We start from the raw sequence: 21,455 nt of genomic DNA, 5'->3' as shown, positions 1-21,455 counted from the left end.
ATTCCTTATACCCTTATGAAGCTACTACTCCTTACTAGTGTGCTCCCTGCCGATACGGCTGCGGCGAGCAACATGCGTAGCGCGCTCGACACCGCTACGCAGCCTCTCAACCTCGATGTCAAGCGTTGGTTCGGCCACGAGCAGCTAGAGGCGGGGCTCAACGCCCTGATCAACTTCGGCCTTCGGGTGCTGCTCGTCCTGCTGCTCTTCTGGCTCGGGCGCATCGTCATCCGCCGCCTGCAGCGCCTCATCGACGGCATCCTTCGCCGTCGCCAGCTGGATGGTGTGGCCGTCACGCTACTGGACTCGCTCTTCTCCGCGCTCTGCTACATCGCCCTCGGCCTCACGCTGGCGGGCATCCTCGGGGTCAAGTCCGTATCCTTCGCCGCCGTGCTGGCCTCCATGGGTCTGGCCGTCGGTATGGCGCTCAGTGGCCAGCTGCAGAACCTCGCCGGCGGGGTCATCATCATGGTCACGAAGCCCTTCGGCATCGGTGACTTCATCTCCGCCCAAGGCTCCGAGGGGACGGTGCGCGCCGTCAAGCTCTTCCACACCGAGGTGCTGACGCCTGATAATAAGACGACCTTCATACCCAACGGCGTCCTCAGCAGCAATGTCATCGTCAACTTCTCCCACGAGGGGCTGCGCCGCGTGGAGTGGACCATCGGCATCGAGTACGATGAGGACGTGCCCCGCGTGCGTGGCGTCATCCAGAGCCTCCTCCAGCGGGACGAGCGCGTGCTGACGAGCCCCGAGCCGACCATCGTCCTGCACCAACTCAATAGCAGCTCGGTCGATATCCTCGTGCGTGCCTGGGTCGCCTCGGGCGACCTCTGGGCGGTGTACTGGGACTTCAACGAGCGCGTCTACGCCGCCTTCAACGAGCAGGGCATCGGCTTCCCCTTCCCACAGCTGACGCTCCACCAGGGTAAGTAGCACGCTATGCCTTTTCAGCTTACCTCCCGCTTCCGCCCGACAGGCGACCAGCCGCAGGCCATCGACGAGCTCGTCCGTGGCTTCGAGCAGGGCGTGCCCTTCCAGACGCTGCTCGGGGTGACGGGCTCGGGGAAGACCTTCACTGCGGCCAATGTCATCGCGGGCGTCCAGAAGCCGACGCTCGTGCTGAGCCACAACAAGACGCTGGCCGCGCAGCTCTACGCCGAGTTCAAGGCCTTCTTCCCCGACAACGCCGTCGAGTACTTCGTCTCCTACTACGACTACTACCAGCCCGAGGCCTATATCGCTGCCTCCGATACCTACATCGAGAAGGATATGGCCATCAATGCCGAGATCGAGAAGCTGCGCCTCAGGGCGACGGCCTCGCTGCTCTCGGGGCGCCAGGACGTCATCGTCATCTCCTCCGTCTCCTGCCTCTATGGTATGGCTGACCCCAAGGCCTTCGAGGAGAAGATCATCCGCCTGAGCGAGGGCGACCACTATAGTCTAGAGCAGTTCAAGCGTGACCTCGTGCTCAACCACTATGTCAATGACCGCATCACCTTCGAGGCGGGCTACTTCCGCGTCAAGGGGGATACGGTGGATGTCTTCCCCGCGATCGAAGGCTTCGACGGCGTGGCCTACCGCGTGACCTTCTGGGACGGAGAGATCGAGCGCATCGCTTCCTTCGACCCCATCAGTGGGCGCGAGTACGGCCCTCTGTCGCGTCTGGTGATCCATCCCGCCAACCTCTTCGTCACGACCCAGGAGCAGGTCAATACCGCCGTGGGGCAGATCGACGTCGACCTCGGTGCCCGCGTGGCGGAGCTGGAGGCTGAGGACAAGCCCTACGAGGCCAAGCGTCTCTACGAGCGCACCACCTATGACCTGGAGATGATACGCGAGCTGGGCTATTGCTCGGGCATTGAGAACTATTCCCGCTACTTCGATGGGCGCAAGCCTGGCGAGCGCCCCTTCTGCCTGCTGGACTACTTCCCCAAGGACTTCCTCCTTATTATCGACGAGAGCCACGTCACCGTCCCGCAGATCCACGCCATGTACGGCGGCGACCGAAGCCGCAAGATCAGCCTCGTGGAGCACGGCTTCCGCCTGCCGGCCGCGCTGGATAATAGGCCGCTGACCTTTGAGGAGTTCGACAGCCTGACCCCGCGTATCCTCTACATCAGTGCTACGCCAGCCGAATACGAGCTGGCCAAGAGCGAGGGCGTGGTGGTCGAGCAGCTCATCCGCCCGACGGGTCTACTAGATCCCATCATCGAGGTGCGCCCCACGGCGCATCAGGTCGATGACCTCGAGCACGAGATCCAGCTGGCGGTGGAGGCTGGGGAGCGCGTGCTGGTGACGACGCTCACCAAGCGCATGGCCGAGGAGCTCTCGGAGTACCTGCTGCGCCATGGCGTCGCCTGCAGCTATATCCATAGCGACGTCAGCACCCTCGACCGCATACAGATCATGGAGGACCTGCGCGCGGGTAAGTACGACGTCCTCATCGGCGTCAACCTCCTGCGTGAGGGGCTTGACCTACCCGAGGTAGCGCTGGTGGCGGTGCTGGATGCCGATAAGGAAGGCTTCCTCCGCTCGCATCGCTCACTGACGCAGACGGCAGGCCGCGCGGCGCGTAACGTCCGTGGCCGCGTCATCTTCTACGGGGACAAGATCACCGACAGCATGCGCCGCACCATAGAGGAGACCGAGCGCCGCCGTCGCAAGCAGATCGCCTACAATGAGGCACACGGCATCACGCCGCAGCAGATCGTCAAGAACAGCAGCTCTATCTTCCCCGACCGCAAGGGGGACGAAGGGCAGCCCGTGGCCTACATGGAGGCCGACCCCACGGCTGCTGTGCCCGATCCGCTGGAGGAGGTGCTGAGCGTCGACAAGCTCAAGAAGCTCGTCGAGCTCAAGCGCTCCGAGATGATGGCTGCCGCTGCCGAGCTCGACTTCATCGAGGCTGCGCGCCTGCGCAACGAGCTTCAGCACCTCGAGGAGCGCGTCCGTCTGCTTAGCTAGCCGCCCGTCCCGAGTAGCCTTCCCCCACTAAGTACAGAGCCCCGAGAGCCCTATCCCTAGGATAGCGCTCGGGGCTCTTCCTTTGTGCTCCTTCCTTCGTGGGGAAAGCTCCTCGGGCATGGGCTAAGGTAGGCCACGCGCTAGGGGAAGGCAGGGCGAGGGATATCTCTCAGCCGTCTGAGGGACGTCAGTCAGCCGCCTCACTGACGTCCGTCAGCGCTCTGAAGGCTATCCCTCAGCGCTGCCCGAGATAGCGCAGAGGCGTGGGCGGCTGGCCTTAGGCCGCTAGGGCGGAGTAGGGGCGGCGCGGGAAAAGGCTAGGGCTTAACGCCTAGATGAGGTAGCGAGATCGCGGACGGGGCTGACCCTTCAGCGCCGCCCTCCTTGGGGGCTTGACGCACAAGATACCCGTAGCACCAGCCTCCGACCGAGGGAGCACACGAGCGGCTGCGTAAGCCCCAGCGGGGCGATCCCTTCAAAGCCCAGGGTGAGGGAACGCTGCAAGCGTGACGGAACCCTGGGTCAAGCATATCCATGCGATTAGAGCCCTACAGGGGCGACCCTTAGCAGGAGTAGGGGAGGGGGCGCTGCACGATGCTGCCCATAGCGGTTTCAAGGGTCGCCCCTGTAGGGCTCTGTTTCTTATACCACTGGCCTACCCAGGGTTTGGTCGCCCTTTCAGGGCTGCGCACCCTGGGCTTTGGGTGGGTCGCCCCTATGGGGGCTTAGCTCCAGGGGTCGCTTGATGGATGGCTCGGGCAAGCATGTCTTGCTCCGCCAGGGCTAAAAGACGACCTCGCGGACAGCCCTTTGAGTAGCTGATTTGCTCTATCCCTCAGCGCCGCCCGAGATAGCGCAGAGGCGTGGGAGGCTGGCCTTAAGACGCTAGGACGGAGTAAGGGCGGCGAGGGGAAAAGGCTAGGGCTCAGAGCCTAGATGAGGTAGCGAGATCGCGGACGGGGCTGACCCTTCAGCGCCGCCCTCATTGAAGGGGGAAGACGCGCAAGATAGTCGTAGCACCATCCTCCGACAGAGGGGGTACACGAGCGGCTGCGTAAGCCCTAGCGGGGCGACCCCTCCAAAGCCCAGGGTGAGGGAACGCTGCAAGCGTGACGGAACCCTGGGTCAAGCATACCCATGCACCTAGAGCCCTACAGGGGCGACCCTTAGTAGAAATAGGGGAGAGGACGCTGTCCGATGCTGGCCACAGCGGTTTCCAGGGTCGCCCCTGTAGGGCTTCGTCTTCATTGGCTGTATCCTGCCCAGGGTTTGGTCGCCCTTTCAGGGCTGCGCACCCTGGGCTTTGGGTGGGTCGCCCCTATAGGGGCTTAGCTCCACGGGTCGCTTGATGGATGGCTCGAGTAAGCATGTCTTGCTCCGCCAGAGCTAAAAGACGACCTCGCGGACAGCCCTTTGAGTAGCTGATTTGCTCTATCCCTCAGCGCCGCCCGAGATAGCGCAGAGGCGTGGGAGGCTGGCCCTAAGACGCTAGGACGGAGTAAGGGCGGTGAGGGGAAAAGGCTAGGGCTCAGAGCCTAGATGAGGTAGGGGAGAGCGGGGGCGGGACTGACCCCTCAGCGCCGCGCCCTTATTGAGGGGGGGACGTGGAAGATACCCGTAGCACCATCCTCCGACAGAGGGGGTATGCGAGCGGCTGCGTAAGCCCTAGCGGGGCGACCCCTTCACAGCCCAGGGTGAGGGAACGCTGCAAGTGTGACGGAACCCTGGGTCAAGCATATTCATGCGATTAGAGCCCTACAGGGGCGACCCTTAGCAGGAATAGGGGAGAGGACGCTGTCCGATGCTGGCCACAGCGGTTTCCAGGGTCGCCCCTGTAGGGCTTCGTCTTCATTGGCTGTATCCTACCCAGGGTTTGGTCGCCCTTTCAGGGCTGCGCACCCTGGGCTTTGGGTGGGTCGCCCCTATAGGGGCTTAGCTCCACGGGTCGCTTGATGGATTGCTCGGGCAAGCATGTCTTGCTCCGCTAGGGCTAAGAGACGACCTCGCGGCCAGCCCTTTGAGTAGCTGATTTGCTCTATCCCTCAGCTTCGCCCGAGATAGTGCAGAGACGCGGGGGGCTGGTCTTAGGACGCTAGGACGGAGTAGAGGGGCGTGGGAAAAGGATATCCCCCAGCGCTGCCCGAGATAGTGCAGAGACGCGGGGGGCTGGAGGAAGGGCTCGGCGAGACGCTCGGGGCTGTGCGGGAGATGGCTAAGGCTCAGAGCCTATTCGAGGTAGGGAGGAGCGGCGGGCGGCCTTAGGCCTCAGCAGGGCCTCGAGGCAGGGGCTGTTCGCTAGAAAAGCGGTATATTTGTATATCAAGCCATTAGCGAATATGTATTTTGACGAACTAGATCTGGAAGACGAAGTACTGGACGGACTCGAGGCAATGAACTTCTTCGAGACCACACCCGTACAAGAGGCTACCATCCCACTGCTCCTCGAGGGGCGAGATATGATAGGCTGCGCCCAGACGGGCACGGGGAAGACAGCCGCCTACCTACTACCCATCATCAACCGCCTAAGCCGTGGCGAAGGCGACCCCACCAAGGTGAATGCCCTCATCATGGCCCCCACGCGCGAGCTGGCGATACAGATCGAGCAGCAGGTCGAGGGCTTCTCCTACTTCCTCCCCATCTCCTCCGTAGCCATCTATGGCGGTACCGACGGCATCGCCTGGGAGCAGCAGCGCCGCGGCATGGACAAGGGCGCCGACATCGTCATCGCCACCCCAGGCCGCCTCATCTCGCTGCTCAACCTGCAGCAGGCCGACCTCTCGGGCGTGCACTACTTCGTCCTGGACGAGGCTGACCGCATGCTGGACATGGGATTCCAGGAGGACATCCTGCAGATCTACAAGGCGCTGCCCGAGGACTGCCAGCACGTGATGTTCTCGGCGACGATGCCGCCGAGGATCAAGAAGTTCGCCCACACGATCCTGCGCAACCCTGCAGAGGTGGAGCTGGCGATCTCCCGTCCGCCCGAGTCCATCGTGCAGTCGGCCTATGTCTGCTACGAGGCGCAGAAGGTGCCCATCCTGACGCAGCTCTTCCATGAGACGCCTCCCACACGTACCATCATCTTCTCCTCCTCCAAGCTCAAGGTAAAGGAGCTGGCGCGCACCCTCAGCAAGCTCGACATCCGCGTCGAGCAGATGCACAGCGACCTGACGCAGGAGAAGCGCGAAGAGGTCATGCGCTCCTTCAAGGCCGGCACCGTGGATCTCCTCGTCGCCACCGACGTCGTGGCGCGCGGGATCGACATCGACAACATCCGTATGGTCATCAACTTCGACATCCCACACGACCCCGAGGACTACGTTCACCGTATCGGGCGTACGGCGCGTGGGGGCAATGATGAGGGGCTGGCCATCACCTTCGTTAGCGAGCGCGAGCAGTACGGCTTCGGCCGTATCGAGGACTTCCTCGGGCGCGAGATCTACAAGATCCCCGTGGACCCCTCCTTCGGCCCTGTGCCTAGCTATGACCCCTCCAAGCGTGTCCCCAGCGGACGCGGCGGCGGACGTAGCGGTGGTGGCGGAGGCCGCAGTGGCGGCTCGGGTCGCAGTGGTGGAGGCCGTAGCGGCGGCGGGCGCAAGGAAGGCGGCCGCGGTCCACGTCCCGAGGGGGCGAAGGCCGAAGGGCAACAGCCCCGCGAGGGTCAGCGCCCCAAGGGGGCCCACGGCAAGGGCCAGAAGCGCCGCAAGCCCCGCGAGGCTCAGGGCGGCGCCAGTGGAGGCGGTAGCGCGAGCTAGCCTCTAGCCCTCCCCTTCCACTAGCAATGATACACACTACCCTATAGAGGCTGCTGCAGCGCAGAGCTTGCTCCGGCACGCTGCAGCAGCCTCGCTATACACTACCTATCTATCCCTATGACAGCAGAACTACTAGAGGAGCTCGCCCTAGGAGCTAAGCGCGGACAGCTGAAGCTCCATGTCATCAACTACCTACTGCGCCACCGCACAGCTACCATGTCGGACATCGCCAAGGAGCTCTCGGTGAGTGCGCCTACCGCCTCGCGCATCCTGCAGGAGCTGATCGATGCGGGCTGCGTGCAGGAGGAGGGCAAGCTGGAGATCGAGGCCGGCCGCTTCCCCATGCTCTTCGGGCTCAAGCCCGAGGGCGGTTACTTCATCGGTGTGGACGTCAAGCGCTCCTACATCAACATCGGCCTGATCAACCTACAGAGCGAGCTCCTCGAGGTCGAGTATGATCTGCCCTTCGTGCTGGAGAATACTCCCGAGGCGGTGGAGGAGATCTGCCGCATCATCGACGAGTTCATCACCCGCACGGGACGCCAGCGCTCCGAGATCCTCAACATCAATATCAACATCCCTGGGCGCATCAACCCCGCTACAGGGCATAGCTACACGCTCTTCAACTTCTACTCCGACCAAGCCCTCTCCGAGGTGCTCGGTAAGCGCCTCGGCACGCGCGTCTCGATCGACAACGACACGCGTGGCATGGCCTTCGGGGAGTTCACTCAGGGCTGCGGTAAGGGGGCCGATGTGCATAATGCCCTCTACGTCAACGTCAGCTGGGGGCTCGGCCTCGGGATGATCATCGACCACGAGATCTACTTAGGGAAGTCGGGCTTCTCGGGTGAGCTGGGGCACATCTCGGTCTACGACAATCAGATCCTCTGCCACTGTGGGAAGAAGGGTTGCCTCGAGACCGAGGTCAGCGGGCAGGCCATGTGCCGTAAGCTCGAGGCCCGCATCCGCGCTGGCGAGAGTTCGAGTCTCTCCGCAGTGCTAGCCGAGGGACGTAGCATCACGCTCTCGGATCTCCTGCAGGCCTGCGCCCAGGAGGATATGCTCTGCCTGCAGGTGCTCAGCGAGATCGGTCTACAGCTGGGCAAGCAGATCGCCAATCTCATCAACGTCTTCAACCCCGAGCTGGTCATCGTCGGCGGCAGCCTTGCCGACGCAGGCGGCTACTTCACCCAGCAGATCGAGGCCTCGGTACGCACCTATTCGCTGAGCCTCGTCACGCGTGACACGCGCATCGCCACGGCTACGCTGGGCGACCGCGCTGGGCTCGTTGGGGCCTGCATGCTGGCACGTACGCGACGCTTCGCCGAGTAGCCCAGCATCCACCATACATTATATATAGGTATACGTGCGCATAGACATCATCACCGTCATCCCCGAGCTGCTGGAGAGCCCGCTGAGGCACTCCATCCTCGGGCGTGCCCAGGCCAAGGGGCTCGCTGAGCTCCATGTACACAATCTCCGCGACTACTCGACCAATAGATGGCGTCGGGTGGATGACTACCCCTTCGGGGGCGAGGCGGGTATGATCCTGCAGGTCGAGCCCATAGATAGGGCGATCAGCGAGCTCACCAGCCAGCGTGCCTACGACGAGATCATCTACACCTCGCCCGATGGAGAGACCTTCGATCAGGGCATAGCCAACGAGCTGAGCCTCAAGGGGAACATCATCATCCTCTGTGGGCACTACAAGGGCATAGACCACCGCATACGCGAGCACCTCATCACGCGTGAGATCTCGGTCGGCGACTACGTGCTGACGGGCGGTGAGCTACCCGCGGCGATCATCGCCGACGCCGTGGTACGCCTACTGCCTGGGGTCATCGGTGACGCCGAGAGCGCCCTCTCAGATACCTTCCAGGACGACCTCCTAGCACCGCCCATCTACACCCGCCCCGCCGAGTACAAGGGCTGGACGGTGCCCGAGGTGCTACTGAGCGGCCATGCCGCCCGCATCGAGAGCTGGAAGATGGAGCAGGCGCTCGAGCGTACGCGCCGCCTGCGGCCCGACCTCCTCGATAAGGGGGGCAGCCGCCGATAGCGAGTATTTCCTTACATTTGCCAGTACAAACAAGTATCCACACTCATACAGCAATCATGGCTTTGAAGTTCATCACAGCAGACGAAGCAGCTGCCCTCGTGCAGCACAATGACAATGTGGGCTTTAGCGGCTTTACCCCTGCAGGGTGCCCTAAGGTCGTCCCCGGCGCTATCGCCAAGCGTGCCGAAGCAGAGCACGCCGCCGGTCGTCCCTTCAAGATCGGTATGTTCACCGGCGCCAGCACGGGCGACCGCCTCGATGGCGCACTAGCACGTGCCGAGGCTGTCAAGTTCCGCACGCCCTACCAGTCCAATAAGGACATGCGCACCGGGATCAATGCCGGGACGAACCCTTACTTCGACATGCACCTCTCGATGGTCGCTCAGGAGCTGCGCTACGGCTTCCTCGGTAAGGTCGACGTCGCCATCGTCGAGGCAGCGGACGTCACCGAGGACGGCGAGATCGTCCCCACCTCGGGCGTCGGCATCCTGCCTACCATCTGCCGCCTGGCGGACAAGATCATCGTCGAGCTCAACGATAAGCACCCCAAGGAAATCCGCGGTATCCACGACATCGCCGAGCCACTGGATCCACCCCACCGCAAGGATATGCCCGTCTACCATCCCAGCGATCGTGTCGGTCAGCCCTTCGTCAAGGTAGACCCCGCCAAGATCGTCGGTGTCGTACGCACCAGCGAGCCCAACGATGAGGGCGGCTTCGCTCCGCTGGACGAGGTCACGCAGGCCATCGGGAACAATGTGGCGAAGTTCCTCATCGCTGAGATGGAGGCTGGCCGCCTGCCCAAGGAGTTCCTCCCCCTGCAGAGTGGGGTGGGTAACGTTGCCAACGCCGTCCTCGGCGCCCTCGGGGACAACGAGCAGATCCCTGCCTTCGAGGTCTACACGGAGGTCATCCAGGACGCCGTCATCGCGCTGATGAAGAAGGGGCGTGTCAAGTTTGCCAGCGGCTGCTCGCTCTCCGTCTCGCGCTCGGTGATCCAGGACATCTACGGCAACCTCGACTTCTTCAAGGACAAGCTGCTGCTGCGTCCCCAGGAGTACTCCAACAACCCTGAGATCGTACGCCGCCTCGGGATCATCACCATCAACACGGCACTGGAGGCCGACATCTTCGGCAACGTCAACTCCACGCACGTCAATGGTACGCGCATGATGAACGGCCTCGGGGGCTCGGGTGACTTCGCCCGTAACGGCTACCTCTCCATCTTCACCACGCCATCGACGGCTAAGGACGGTAAGATCTCGGCCTTCGTCCCCATGGTCTCGCACCTCGACCACAGCGAGCACTCGGTCAAGGTCATCATCACCGAGTACGGGGTGGCTGACCTGCGCGGCAAGGATCCCCGCCAGCGTGCCGAGGAGATCATCAACAACTGCGTGCACCCCGACTACCGCGATCTGCTGCGTCAGTACCTCGAGCTCGGCGTCAAGGGCCACACGCCTCAGGCGCTGGACTGCTGCTTCGCCTTCCACCAGGAGGCTGCAGCCTCGGGCGATATGCGTAATGTAGACTGGTCGAAGTACCACCAGGCTAAGTAGCTCGCAGCTCGCGCTAGCGGCACGGCGTCTTGCCCTGCTGCCCCCCAAATGCACCGCGCTCCGCTCCCTCGCTTGAGGGGGCGGAGCGCGGATGCTTTATATAGAGCGGCTTGGGTAAAGGAAGACGAGCGATAGCGGGCATTCCCGTATCTTTGTATCCCGCAGCGGCGAGACGGCCGCAGCCCTCCTTCCCCTTACTCACGTGATAATGGACAATCAGCCCTTCGTACACCTACATGTGCACTCCCAGTTCTCGCTTCTCGATGGTCAGGCCTCTGTCAAGGGGCTGGTAGATAAGGCCATCAAGGATGGCATGAGTGGCATCGCCCTGACCGACCACGGGGCGATGTTCGGCATCAAGGAGTTCTACGACTACGTCAGCAAGAAGAACGCCCCGCTGCTCGGGGAGCGCAAGGACCTCGCGAAGCAGATCGCTGCCTTCGAGGAACAGGAGGCACGCACGACTGAGGAGGAGGCACGACTCGAGGAGCTACGTGCGCAGCTGGCGGCGGCCGAGGCTCGGCCGCTCTTCAAGCCCATCCTCGGCTGCGAGGTCTACTGCGCCCGCCGCTCTCGCTTCAAGAAGGAGGCCAACGTCCCCAACCCCTATCGCCCCACCCAGTCCATAGACAACAGCGGCTGGCACCTCGTCCTGCTGGCTAAGAACCTCACCGGCTACAAGAACCTCATCAAGATGGTCTCCCGCGCCTGGATCGATGGCTACTACTACCGCCCCCGCATCGACAAGGAGCTGCTGGAGGAGTACCATGAGGGCATCATCGTATCCTCAGCTTGCCTCGGCGGGGAGATCCCGCAGCACATCCTTAATGGGAACATCGAGGAGGCCGAGCGGAGCATCGAGTGGTTTCAGGGGATCTTCGGGGAGGACTTCTACCTGGAGCTGCAGCGTCACAAGACGACCAACCCGCTGGGCAATCAGGAGACCTACGAGCTGCAGCAGCGCGTCAATGCGGTGCTGCTAGAGCTAGGGCAGAAGCACGGGGTGAAGGTCATCGCGACCAACGATATCCATTTCCTCAACGAGGAGGATGCCGAGGCGCACGATCGCCTAATCTGTCTCAGCACGGGCAAGGACCTCAATGATCCCAAGCGCATGCGCTACAGCAAGCAGGAGTGGATGAAGACGCGGAGCGAGATGTACGAGCTCTTCGCCGACGTCCCCCAGGTGCTGGCGGCGACCCAGGAGATCTGCGACAAGGTCGAGCTCTACAGCATCGACCACGGCCCCTTGATGCCCGACTTCCCCATCCCCGAGGGCTACGAAGACGATGACGACTATCTGCGACACCTCACCTACGAGGGCGCTCGGCGCAAGTACGGCGAGGAGGGACTGACGGAGGAGGTGCGGGAGCGCATCGACTTCGAGCTGGCTACGATCAAGGGTATGGGCTTCCCCGGCTACTTCCTCATCGTGCAGGACTTCATCGCTGCCGCTCGCGATATGGGCGTCTTCGTAGGCCCAGGGCGCGGCTCGGCTGCGGGCTCGGCCGTGGCCTACTGTCTAGGCATCACGGATATTGACCCGATACGCTACGACCTGCTCTTCGAGCGCTTCCTCAACCCCGACCGTATCTCCATGCCCGATATCGATGTGGACTTCGACGACGATGGTCGCGCCGATGTCCTGCGCTGGGTCACGGATAAGTACGGCTATGAGCGCGTGGCGCATATCGTCACCTATGGCACGATGGCCGCCAAGAGCGCCATCAAGGACGTGGCTCGTGTGCAGAAGCTCCCCCTGAACGAGAGCGATCGCCTCACTAAGCTCATCCCCGACAAGATCCCCGACAAGAAGGGCGTCAGCATCGCCGACTCCATCGAGTACGTCGAGGAGCTCAAGAAGGCTTCGCTGAGCCCTGATCCCCTGCTACACGATACGCTGAAGTACGCCCAGATGCTGGAGGGCAACATCCGCAGCACGGGTGTCCACGCCTGCGGGATTATCATCGGCAAGATGGACATCAGCGATGTCGTGCCCCTCAGCACGGCCGAGGACAAGGCTACGGGCGAGAGCATGCTGGTGACGCAGTACGAGGGCTCGGTCATCGAGTCCACGGGGCTGATCAAGATGGACTTCCTGGGGCTGAAGACGCTCTCGGTCATCAAGGAGGCCCTGCTCAATATCAAGAAGAGCCGCGGCCTAGAGATCGACATCGACCGCATCCCCATAGACGACGCTAAGACCTACCAGCTCTACGCCGAGGGCAAGACGGTGGGGACCTTCCAGTTCGAGTCCGCCGGCATGCAGAAGTACCTGCGCGAGCTGGAGCCCTCGACCTTCGAGGACCTCATCGCGATGAATGCCCTCTACCGCCCGGGGCCTATGGACTACATCCCCGACTTCATCGACCGCAAGCACGGACGCAAGGACATCACCTATGACCTGCCCTGCATGGAGCGCTACCTCAAGGATACCTACGGCATCACCGTCTATCAGGAGCAGGTGATGCTCCTCTCGCGTGAGATCGCCGACTTCACCCGAGGGCAGAGCGATGAGCTCCGCAAGGCGATGGGGAAGAAGCTCGCGGACAAGATGGCCGCCCTCAAGGTGAAGTTCCTCGACGGGGGGACCAAGAATGGCCACGACAAGGCGACGCTGGAGAAGATATGGGCCGACTGGGCCAAGTTCGCCTCCTACGCCTTCAACAAGAGTCATGCCACCTGCTACAGCTGGGTTGCCTACCAGACGGCCTACCTCAAGGCGAACTATCCCGCCGAGTACATGGCTGGGGCGCTGAGCCGCAATCTCAGCAACATCACCGAGATCATCAAGCTGATGGACGAGTGTCGCGCCATGGGCATCAAGGTGCTGAGCCCCGATGTCAATGAGTCAGACTTCAAGTTCGCCGTCAACCAGGAGGGCAACATCCGCTTCGGGCTCAACGCCATCAAGGGTGTGGGTAGCTCGGCCGTCGAGGCCATCATCCGCGAGCGGGAGGAGCACGGGCCCTTCAGCGACGTCTATGACTTCTTCGAGCGCGTGCCTATCTCGGTGATCAATAAGAAGACGCTCGAGAGCCTCATCTTCGCGGGCGGCTTCGATAGCTTCGGCTACCAGCGCGAGCTCTACACGGCGCCTCTGGAGAGCAACTTCAGGGACGACAACTTCCTCTCCGCCCTCGTGCGCTATGCCCAGACGCTGCAGTCCGAGCAGAGCCGCAATGAGTCCTCGCTCTTCGGCGAAGACGAGGAGGCCATGCAGCTACCGCGTCCCACACCGCCCGAGCACTATGTAGAGCTGAGCGATCTGGAGCGCCTCAACCGCGAGCGCGACCTCGTCGGGCTCTACCTCTCGGGCAATCCGCTGGACCCCTACCGTGTGCTGCTGGAGTGCTACTGCCCCGTCAATGCCCTCGAGCTGAACGACCTCGAGGCGGTCGGCGAAGGGCGTACGGTCTCCTTCGGCGGTATGGTCTCCAAGGTGTACAACGGCTTCACCAAGCGCGGCGACCCCTATGCGCGTATCACGATCGAGGATACCTTCGGCTCCTTTGACCTAGCGCTCTTCAGCAGCAACTACGTCAACTTCCAGCAGTATTGCCACAAGGGGCTCTTCATCTTCGTGCAGGGGACGGTACAGCGTCGCCGCTATGGCGACGAGCTGGAGCTCTCGGTCAGTCGCATCTCCCTACTCTCTGAGGTCATCGACACGACGATGAGCGCTGTGCACCTCGAGATCGATGTGCGCGCCGTCAGCCAAGAGGTCATTGAGGAGCTTAGCCAGTTCATTACGAACAATCCAGGAGAAGCTATGTTATCTATTCGTATCACCGATGGGACGGGTCGCCACGACGTACAGCTCAGCTACGACCGCAATCCCATCAAGCCGACGCCACAGCTGCTGGACTTCTGTCGCGCCAGTGGTATCGTGATGTCGGTACGCTAGAGAGCATAGACCAATATAATAGTAACACTAAGTAAGAAAGGAAAGAATCATGGCACTAGAAATCAACAGCCAGAACTTCGAGCAGCTCGCTACGAGCGGCCAGCTAGTCGTCGTAGACTTTTGGGCAACGTGGTGCGGACCCTGCCAGCTGGTAGGTCCCCACATCGAGAAGCTCGCCCATGAGTACGAGGGTAAGGCCGTCATCGGCAAGTGCGATGTAGACCGTGACCAGGAGCTGCCCAGCCGCTTCGGTATCCGCAACATCCCCACCATCCTCTTCATCAAGAACGGTGAGCTCGTCAACAAGATCGTCGGCGCCCAGGACTACGACACGCTCAAGAAGGCTGTAGACGCAGCCCTCTAGTCCTCCGCCTGAGGCTAAGTAAAGAAGCCGCCCCCAGGTCACCTCGTGTGACCTGGGGGCGGCTCTTTGTTTGGGGGCTAGTCGCGGCTCCTAGAAGCTATAGGCCAGACCGAGGCCGAGGACCTCGCGGAACTGTACCTTGGCACCGCGGGGATTGCCTGCACCGTCGACCGTCTTGACGTTGTCATCGTAGATGAGGTTGGTCGTCAGCGTCGTGGTGAGGAACTTATTGATCTTGAAGGCCAGCATCATATCCCAGTTGACGTCGACGTTACCGAAGTCCTTGTCGTAGGGCGTGAAGAGGGTCAGCTTGGTGACGAGCTTGATGTTGGACGCCAGATCCTGCTTGTAGTTGGCTACGGCCAGCGCACCGAGCTGCGCCAGGTGCTTCTTGCCGGGCTCTACGCCGAAGGCACCTGCGTCGGAGAGCTTCTTGTCCAGGACGAAGGTCATCTTACCCGTGGCGGGGGAGAGCAGCAGGGAGAAGTTGTCGTTGGGCTTGTAGTCCATACCTGCAGCGACCGTCAGGTAGGCAGGGGCGAAGAACTTGGAGATGTACTTGTCCTTATTCCCCGCGATGTTGGGATTGGTAGAGGCGTCGTAGCCGAGGTCGAACTGCGAGAGGAAGTCCCCGAGCAGCGACACGTTCCAGTGCTGCGAGATGGAGCGGCCGAGCTTGCTGGTCAGGTTGATCTTGTCCATGCTCTTGAGCCACTTGTTGCTCGAGGTGAAGGTCTTCCCGAAGTCGGTGATCAGGGCGTTGTCCCAGCTCCACTTCTCGCCCTTGTAGTTCGCCGTAGCGTTGAGGTAGAGGTTCCAGGTCATGGAGTTCTCACCCCCAGCGGACCAGTTGGTCAGCGAGGTCTGGGCGAGGTTGAGGCCCGTGATACCACCGACCTTCCACTTGGAGTCCGTCGTCGCAGGAGCGTCCTGCGCCATAGCCACTCCCGAGGAAAGCAGGAGGAGGGCAGAGAGAAAGAGTTGCTTCATCTTGTTGTCGTTTTTGTGATTACTGTCTGTGTGATTATCCGCCAGCCTAGCAGTGGCGATCGGCCGCAAAGATAAGTCTTTTACAGTATTTAATAGAGCGCGCCCCCGCGTATGAGGCTGCGAAGACGAACGTCCCCGCGTCGTAGCCCTAGCTATTAGCTTAGGACGAATAGTCTCAGAAGCCCTAGCGGGGCGACCCTCTCAGAGCCCAGGGTGCGTAGCCCTGCAAGGGCGACCAAACCCTGGGTCAGTCATATCCACCCCAAGAAAGCGCCCTACAGGGGCGACCCATAGAGCGAATAAGCGGGGGAGCGCATCGTACTACGGCTTTACGGATGCTTTAAGGATCGCCCCTGCAGGGCTCTGTCTTTGTTTGACCCAAGTTACCCAGGGTTTGGTCGCCCTTGCAGGGCTACGCACCCTGGGCTTTGGAGGGATCGCCCCTATAGGGGCTGAGCTCCTTTTGCACGAGCTGCGAGCGGGGTAGGGGGTAAGCTGACGGTCTAGAACTCTGAGGGTTGAGCTCCTTTTGCTCGAGCTGCGAGCGGGGTAGGGGGCGAGCTGACGGTCTAGAACTCTGAGGGCTGAGCTCCTTTTGCACGAGCTGCGAGTGAGGTAGAGGGTAAGCTGACGGTCTAGAAATCTGAGGGTTGAGCTCCTTTTGCACGAGCTGCGAGCGGGGTAGGGGGCGAGCTGATGGTCTAGACTCTGAGGGCTGAGCTCCTCCTGCACAAGCTGAGTACGGGGCTGACAAGCTCATTATGCTTTGCTCTAGGCTAATGGTGCGATGGCGAGCAGCTCTCCCTGCACCTCGTCCCTCCTATGTTGCCTAGTCTGGTGCGCCTTTGGCCGCCCACTGCTGTTCCTCCGAGTGGGGCGGGTCAAGCGTGTTGCTTCGTGTGCCTTGCCATTAGCTTTGGACGAGCGCCTCCGAAGCCCTAGCGGGGCGACCCTTTCAGAGCCCAGGGTGCGTAGCCCTGCAAGGGCGACCAAACCCTGGGTTAGTCATACCCATTCCAAGGTAGCCCTACAGGGGCGACCCCTAGAGCGGACAAGTGGGAGAGCGTATCGTACTACTGCCCTGTGGACGCTTTAAGGATCGCCCCTGCAGGGCTTTGTTTTTTCTTTATCTAGGCTACCCAGGGTTTGGTCGCCCTTGCAGGGCTACGCACCCTGGGCTTTGGATGGATCGCCCCTATAGGGGCTGGACTCCTTTTGCACGAGCTGCGAGCGGGGTAGGGGGGTAAGCTGACGGTCTATAACTCTGAGGGCTGAGCTCCTTTTGCACGGGGTGCGAGCGGGTAGGGGGTAAGCTGACGGTCTACAACCTTAAGGGCTGGGCTGGGCTGAGGGGTATCAGTCAGCGCCGTGAGGGACGGCAGTCGCGGGCGTGAGGGGTATCCCTCAGCGCGCTGAGGGATAGGGGTCAGGGAGGATAGGGGGCGGGGCGCAGCGCACGCCGAAGCGGAGGGGGAGGTGCTGTGGCTCGGGGAGCAAGCGGCATTAAGGGGGATTTGCCTGTTTCGCAAGATCGAGCTAGGAGCGGGGTGCGCTCTCCTTAGAAGCATCAGAGGGAGGCACCTAAAGAGGCGCCTCCCTCTGAGGATGAGGTATGCGGATGTAGCGAAGACTACTTGTCTAGATAGGTGATGACATAGGCCATACCTCTATCCCAGAAGTTGTGAAAGAATAAGCTCATCTCGAGGTCGATGGGTCTCCCCTTAGCATCTAATTTGTAGGCCCATCGACTCTCCATCGGCCCTCGGGGAGTTCCATCATTCTCGTAGAGGGGTAGTGCTTGGGAGGAGATGAGCTTGGCAGAGCGTAGCCCTTGAATGTGAGACCAAAGGTACGGCTGCGGCTCCCCAGACCAGCCCACGAAGCGTTTTATGATAAAGTTGAGGTCGGGAAAGGAACGATTAGGTATGGAGCTATACTCATGAGTCAATACCTGGGGTATACGACTAGGTGTCTCAGTTGAATTGGTATAGGTGCGCTTTACCAAGTTGCCGTCCTGCCATTCTGCGCTGGAGTCGTATCGTGGCGAGGTATGGGATAGGTAGTATCCCTTGCTGTCATAGGTGTAATCCTTCTCGACCGCTGACTCCCCCTGGACTAAGCCCCCCTCCTTGTTCTTTTTGTAATAGATGTCTTCGTGCTTTGATACTCTCCCCTGAGGGTCGAGTGTCAAGATCTGTGAGGGCATTCCATCCTTATCACGTATGGTGATCGTGCGGTCATCGTACGTGATCGTCCACGGATGTTTCACTTTAGGATCAGAGCTCAGAGAAAAGGAAATCAAACGCTTTTGGCCGTCATATTCGAAGGTGTATGTCTTGACAAGAGCCCTCCCACGATTGGAATATCCATGTACTACATATTCCTCGATCTTGCTGATGTAGTCTATCGGCTGTGCGGGTACGAGGGAGATCTGGGACGTGGAGGGTGCTGGTGGCGCTGGTGGCGTAGGGCTGTCCGTATTCCCCTTGGAGCAGGAGCCGAGGGCCGCTGCTATGAGTAGTATGCTTGCTAGTCTCTTCATATGTGCTTGAGTTGTTAAGTTAGGTATGGTGAACTGTAACAAAAGTATAAAATCTTTCTAGGACAAGCAATAGGGCCCCGCCCAGCCTACCGAGAGGTGTCTCGTCCCGTCCTTGGGCAGCTATTCCTCCCCAGGGCTAAGCATAGGGCCGAAGAGCTTCGCGTCGCGGCTGGGGATAAGGGGAGGGGGTGCTGAGGGATATCAGTCAGCGCCGTGAGGGACATCCGTGGCGGGCGTGAGGGGTATCCCTCAGCGTGCTGAGGGATAGGGGTCAGCGAGGCTAGGAGGCGGGGTGCAGTGCACGCCGCAGCGGAGCAGGGGGACGGGCGGACTTGTGTGCGGATGCGGCTTAGCTTGGGCTTTGGATGGGAGCTGCCTTAAGGGGGAGGGGAGGGCGCGCTGGGGGCTGGGGGAGCGATTATTTGGCTGTGGGAAATGTTTTGCCTGGGGTGGGGGCGAGCGGAGTGCCCCGAGGGCGGGGCGCTTTGAGCCGCTCGGGAGGCAGGGGCAGAGAGATTTATGTATCTTTGTGCGACAAAAATAGAGGGGTACGCCCACTTTAATACGATTGGACTGAATCATCATTGCACTATGATCGCAAGCAAGCGCGCGAATGATCCTGTATGGACCAGTATCTACGCTTATGCCCAGCTCCCCGCTGAGCTGGCACGACTAGAAGAACTAGCACACAACCTCTGGTGGGTATGGAACCCACGTGCCCACCACCTCTACAAGACTCTTTCGCCCGAGCTGTGGGAGTCCACGGAGGGGAACCCCGTCATGCTGCTCCGCCAGCTCTCCAGCGAGGATATCCAGCGCATCACCACCGATGCCGCCCTGATGGCCGAGCTCGAGGCTGTCTATGCCGATTATAAGGCCTATATCGACGAACCCGCCGACACCGAGCGCCCCAGCGTCGCCTACTTCAGCATGGAGTACGGGCTGACCAATGTCCTCAAGATCTACTCGGGTGGTCTCGGCGTCCTGGCTGGGGACTACCTCAAGGAGGCCAGCGATAGCAACGTCCGTATGACGGCTGTGGGCTTCCTCTACCGCTATGGCTACTTCACCCAGACGCTGAGCCCCGAGGGCCAGCAGCAGGCCAGCTACGAGGCGCAGGACTTCGCCCAGCTCCCCCTCGAGCAGGTCTTCCAGCAGGACGGGCAGACGCCCTTCGTCCTCGAGGTACCCTACTCCAGCCACACCGTCTACTGCTATGTGTGGAAGGTCAAGGTCGGCCGTATCTCCCTCTACCTCCTCGATACCGACATCGCCCAGAATAGCGAATGGGATCGCTCCATCACCCACCAGCTCTATGGTGGGGACTGGGAGAACCGTATGAAGCAGGAGTACCTCCTCGGGATGGGGGGCGTGCAGCTGCTCACCAAGCTCGGCATCAAGAAGGACGTCTACCACATGAACGAGGGCCACGCGGCCTTCATGAACGCCCAGCGTCTGCTGGACTACGTCGAGGGCGAGGGTCGTAGCTTCGACGAGGCCCTCGAGCTGGTGCGCGCCTCCTCGCTCTACACCGTGCATACGCCTGTACCTGCAGGGCACGACTACTTCGCAGAGGACCTCCTCGGTAAGTACCTCGGCCATCTGCCTCAGCGCCTCGGGATCTCCTGGGGCGAGTTCGTCGACCTCGGTCGTGAGCATCCCGGGAGCGATGAGAAGTTCTCCATGAGCGTCTTCGCCCTCAACACCTGCCAGGAGGCCAACGGGGTGAGCCTGCTCCACGGCCGTGTGTCGCAGCAGATGTTCGCCCCCGTATGGCGAGGCTTCTTCCCCGAGGAGCTGCACGTGGGCTACGTCACCAACGGCGTACACCTCCCCACCTGGGCTGCGCCCGAGTGGCAGGCCTTCTACCGCAAGCACCTCGGTGAGGACTTCATCAAGCAGCAGACGAGCGAGGAGACCTGGTCGCGCGTGCAGTCCGTCCCCAGCGAGGAGCTGTGGGATACGCACCTGACGATCAAGCACCGCCTCATCGAGCATATCCGTACCTTCTACGGGGAGAAGTGGCTGCGCGGCAGTGCTGCGCCCGAGACGACGATGAGCGTACTGGAGGGCATCAACCCCAACGCGCTGCTCATCGGCTTCGGTCGCCGCTTCGCTACCTACAAGCGTGCGCACCTGCTCTTCACCGACCTGGAGCGTCTGGAGCGTATCGTCAACAATCCTAAGTACCCCGTGCAGTTCCTCTTCACGGGTAAGGCGCACCCTGCCGACGGCGGGGGGCAGGGGCTCATCAAGTATATCCTGGAGATCAGCCGCCGCCCTGAGTTCGTCGGCAAGATCATCTTCCTGGAGAACTACGATATGCGTCTGGCGAGCAAGCTCATCGCGGGCGTCGACATCTGGCTGAATACGCCTACACGTCCGCTGGAGGCCTCGGGGACCTCGGGGGAGAAGGCCGAGATGAACGGCGTGCTCAACCTCTCCGTCCTCGACGGCTGGTGGTATGAAGGCTATCGTGAGGGGGCTGGCTGGGCCCTGACGGACAAGCGTACCTTCACCGACCAGAGCCTGCAGGACAAGCTCGACGCTACGACCATCTACGACTTGCTGGAGAAGGAGATCGTACCCCTCTACTTCAACCGCGAGGGCAAGGCCTTCTCTGAGGGCTGGGTCCAGACGATGAAGAACTCGATGAACTACATCGCGCCGCACTACACGATGCGCCGTATGATGGACGACTACTTCGAGCGCTTCTACTGCAAGCTGGCCGCTCGCTCGGCACGCCTGCATGCGGATAACAACGCCATCGCCCACGAGCTGGTCGGCTGGAAGCACGGCGTCCTGGCGCACTGGGATAGCCTGCAGATCGTCAGCGTCAGCAACGATGGCCACAGCATCGGTAGCTCGGGTCAGCGCCACACGGGCAGCACCGAGACGATCCAGCTCGTCCTCGACAAGGGCGCCCTCAGCTGCGACCTGCTGGTCGAGCTCGTCGATGCCGCCGAGGACGATAAGGGGCAGCTCAAGCTGGTCGAGAAGACGCCGCTGCGCCTGATCGACAGCACGGGCAGCCGCTGCACCTACGAGCTGAACTTTGTCCAGAGCAAGCCCGGGCACTTCAAGCGTGCCCTGCGCATCCTGCCCACGCACCCCGAGTTGCCCCACCAGATGGACTTCGCACTCGTACGCTGGGTAGCCCTCGGCTAGCCCTCCCAAGAGACTCGCGGGCGCGCCCGCGATCTACTATAGTATAGCTCCTAGCGGGGCGACAGCGTGCCTCGGGGTAGGGCTGTCGCCCCGCTGGCCTTTGGGAGGCGGCGGGCTTGGTACTCCTTATATATAGGGGTGCTC

At 61.5% G+C, this 21,455-nt stretch carries 11 protein-coding genes; 9 read left to right on the top strand and 2 right to left on the bottom strand.

Annotated elements, in window-relative coordinates:
- The first annotated feature begins 15 nt into the window (after positions 1 to 15).
- The 8 genes from J4862_RS06700 (at position 16) to trxA (ending at position 14,611) form a co-directional block, all read left to right on the top strand.
- On the top strand, positions 16 to 936 hold the full coding sequence (locus J4862_RS06700; RefSeq protein ID WP_211788354.1) for a mechanosensitive ion channel family protein: 921 nt from the start codon (positions 16 to 18) through the stop codon (positions 934 to 936).
- A gap of 6 nt (positions 937 to 942) precedes the next feature.
- Positions 943 to 2,967 carry an excinuclease ABC subunit UvrB gene (gene uvrB / locus J4862_RS06695; protein ID WP_211788353.1) on the top strand — a complete coding sequence of 675 codons (2,025 nt, stop codon included), beginning with the start codon at positions 943 to 945 and terminating at the stop codon, positions 2,965 to 2,967.
- Positions 2,968 to 5,303: 2,336 nt separating this feature from the next.
- Positions 5,304 to 6,722 carry a DEAD/DEAH box helicase gene (locus J4862_RS06690; protein WP_211788352.1) on the top strand — a complete coding sequence of 473 codons (1,419 nt, stop codon included), beginning with the start codon at positions 5,304 to 5,306 and terminating at the stop codon, positions 6,720 to 6,722.
- Between the two features lie 117 nt (positions 6,723 to 6,839).
- On the top strand, positions 6,840 to 8,054 hold the full coding sequence (locus tag J4862_RS06685; protein ID WP_211788351.1) for an ROK family transcriptional regulator: 1,215 nt from the start codon (positions 6,840 to 6,842) through the stop codon (positions 8,052 to 8,054).
- A gap of 34 nt (positions 8,055 to 8,088) precedes the next feature.
- Complete coding sequence (trmD, locus tag J4862_RS06680; protein WP_211788350.1) at positions 8,089 to 8,781, top strand: tRNA (guanosine(37)-N1)-methyltransferase TrmD; 693 nt, start codon at positions 8,089 to 8,091, stop codon at positions 8,779 to 8,781.
- A 56-nt stretch (positions 8,782 to 8,837) separates the two neighbouring features.
- Positions 8,838 to 10,340: an acetyl-CoA hydrolase/transferase family protein gene (locus J4862_RS06675; RefSeq protein WP_211788349.1), complete on the top strand. Its 1,503-nt coding sequence runs from the start codon at positions 8,838 to 8,840 to the stop codon at positions 10,338 to 10,340.
- Positions 10,341 to 10,548: 208 nt separating this feature from the next.
- On the top strand, positions 10,549 to 14,247 hold the full coding sequence (gene dnaE, locus J4862_RS06670) for a DNA polymerase III subunit alpha (protein WP_211788348.1): 3,699 nt from the start codon (positions 10,549 to 10,551) through the stop codon (positions 14,245 to 14,247).
- A 49-nt stretch (positions 14,248 to 14,296) separates the two neighbouring features.
- The gene (trxA, locus tag J4862_RS06665; RefSeq protein WP_211788347.1) at positions 14,297 to 14,611 is read left to right on the top strand and encodes a thioredoxin; all 315 of its coding nucleotides are present in this window, start codon (positions 14,297 to 14,299) and stop codon (positions 14,609 to 14,611) included.
- 90 nt (positions 14,612 to 14,701) lie between these two features.
- Here the strand turns inward: trxA and J4862_RS06660 are convergent, their stop codons facing one another.
- On the bottom strand, positions 14,702 to 15,601 hold the full coding sequence (locus J4862_RS06660) for a DUF3078 domain-containing protein (protein WP_211788346.1): 900 nt from the start codon (positions 15,599 to 15,601) through the stop codon (positions 14,702 to 14,704).
- A gap of 1,630 nt (positions 15,602 to 17,231) precedes the next feature.
- Positions 17,232 to 18,143, bottom strand: a complete 912-nt coding sequence (locus tag J4862_RS06655; protein WP_211788345.1) for a hypothetical protein — start codon at positions 18,141 to 18,143, stop codon at positions 17,232 to 17,234.
- Positions 18,144 to 18,734: 591 nt separating this feature from the next.
- Between J4862_RS06655 and glgP the strand changes: the two genes are divergently transcribed.
- Entirely contained in the window at positions 18,735 to 21,311 is a 2,577-nt protein-coding gene (gene glgP / locus J4862_RS06650; protein ID WP_211788344.1) for an alpha-glucan family phosphorylase, read from the top strand.
- Positions 21,312 to 21,455: the final 144 nt, after the last annotated feature.

Source organism: Porphyromonas sp. oral taxon 275 (assembly GCF_018127745.1).
Taxonomy (GTDB): Bacteria; Bacteroidota; Bacteroidia; order Bacteroidales; family Porphyromonadaceae; genus Porphyromonas.
This window is presented reverse-complemented; position numbering and strand designations above follow the sequence as displayed.

Bases quoted from the DNA above. Each gene is read 5' to 3' on its own strand.
- J4862_RS06700 (WP_211788354.1), top strand. From the start codon at position 16: ATGAAGCTACTACTCCTTACTAGTGTGCTCCCTGCCGATACGGCTGCG.
- uvrB (WP_211788353.1), top strand. From the start codon at position 943: ATGCCTTTTCAGCTTACCTCCCGCTTCCGCCCGACAGGCGACCAGCCG.
- J4862_RS06690 (WP_211788352.1), top strand. From the start codon at position 5,304: ATGTATTTTGACGAACTAGATCTGGAAGACGAAGTACTGGACGGACTC.
- J4862_RS06685 (WP_211788351.1), top strand. From the start codon at position 6,840: ATGACAGCAGAACTACTAGAGGAGCTCGCCCTAGGAGCTAAGCGCGGA.
- J4862_RS06675 (WP_211788349.1), top strand. From the start codon at position 8,838: ATGGCTTTGAAGTTCATCACAGCAGACGAAGCAGCTGCCCTCGTGCAG.
- dnaE (WP_211788348.1), top strand. From the start codon at position 10,549: ATGGACAATCAGCCCTTCGTACACCTACATGTGCACTCCCAGTTCTCG.
- trxA (WP_211788347.1), top strand. From the start codon at position 14,297: ATGGCACTAGAAATCAACAGCCAGAACTTCGAGCAGCTCGCTACGAGC.
- J4862_RS06660 (WP_211788346.1), bottom strand. From the start codon at position 15,601: ATGAAGCAACTCTTTCTCTCTGCCCTCCTCCTGCTTTCCTCGGGAGTG.
- J4862_RS06655 (WP_211788345.1), bottom strand. From the start codon at position 18,143: ATGAAGAGACTAGCAAGCATACTACTCATAGCAGCGGCCCTCGGCTCC.
- glgP (WP_211788344.1), top strand. From the start codon at position 18,735: ATGATCGCAAGCAAGCGCGCGAATGATCCTGTATGGACCAGTATCTAC.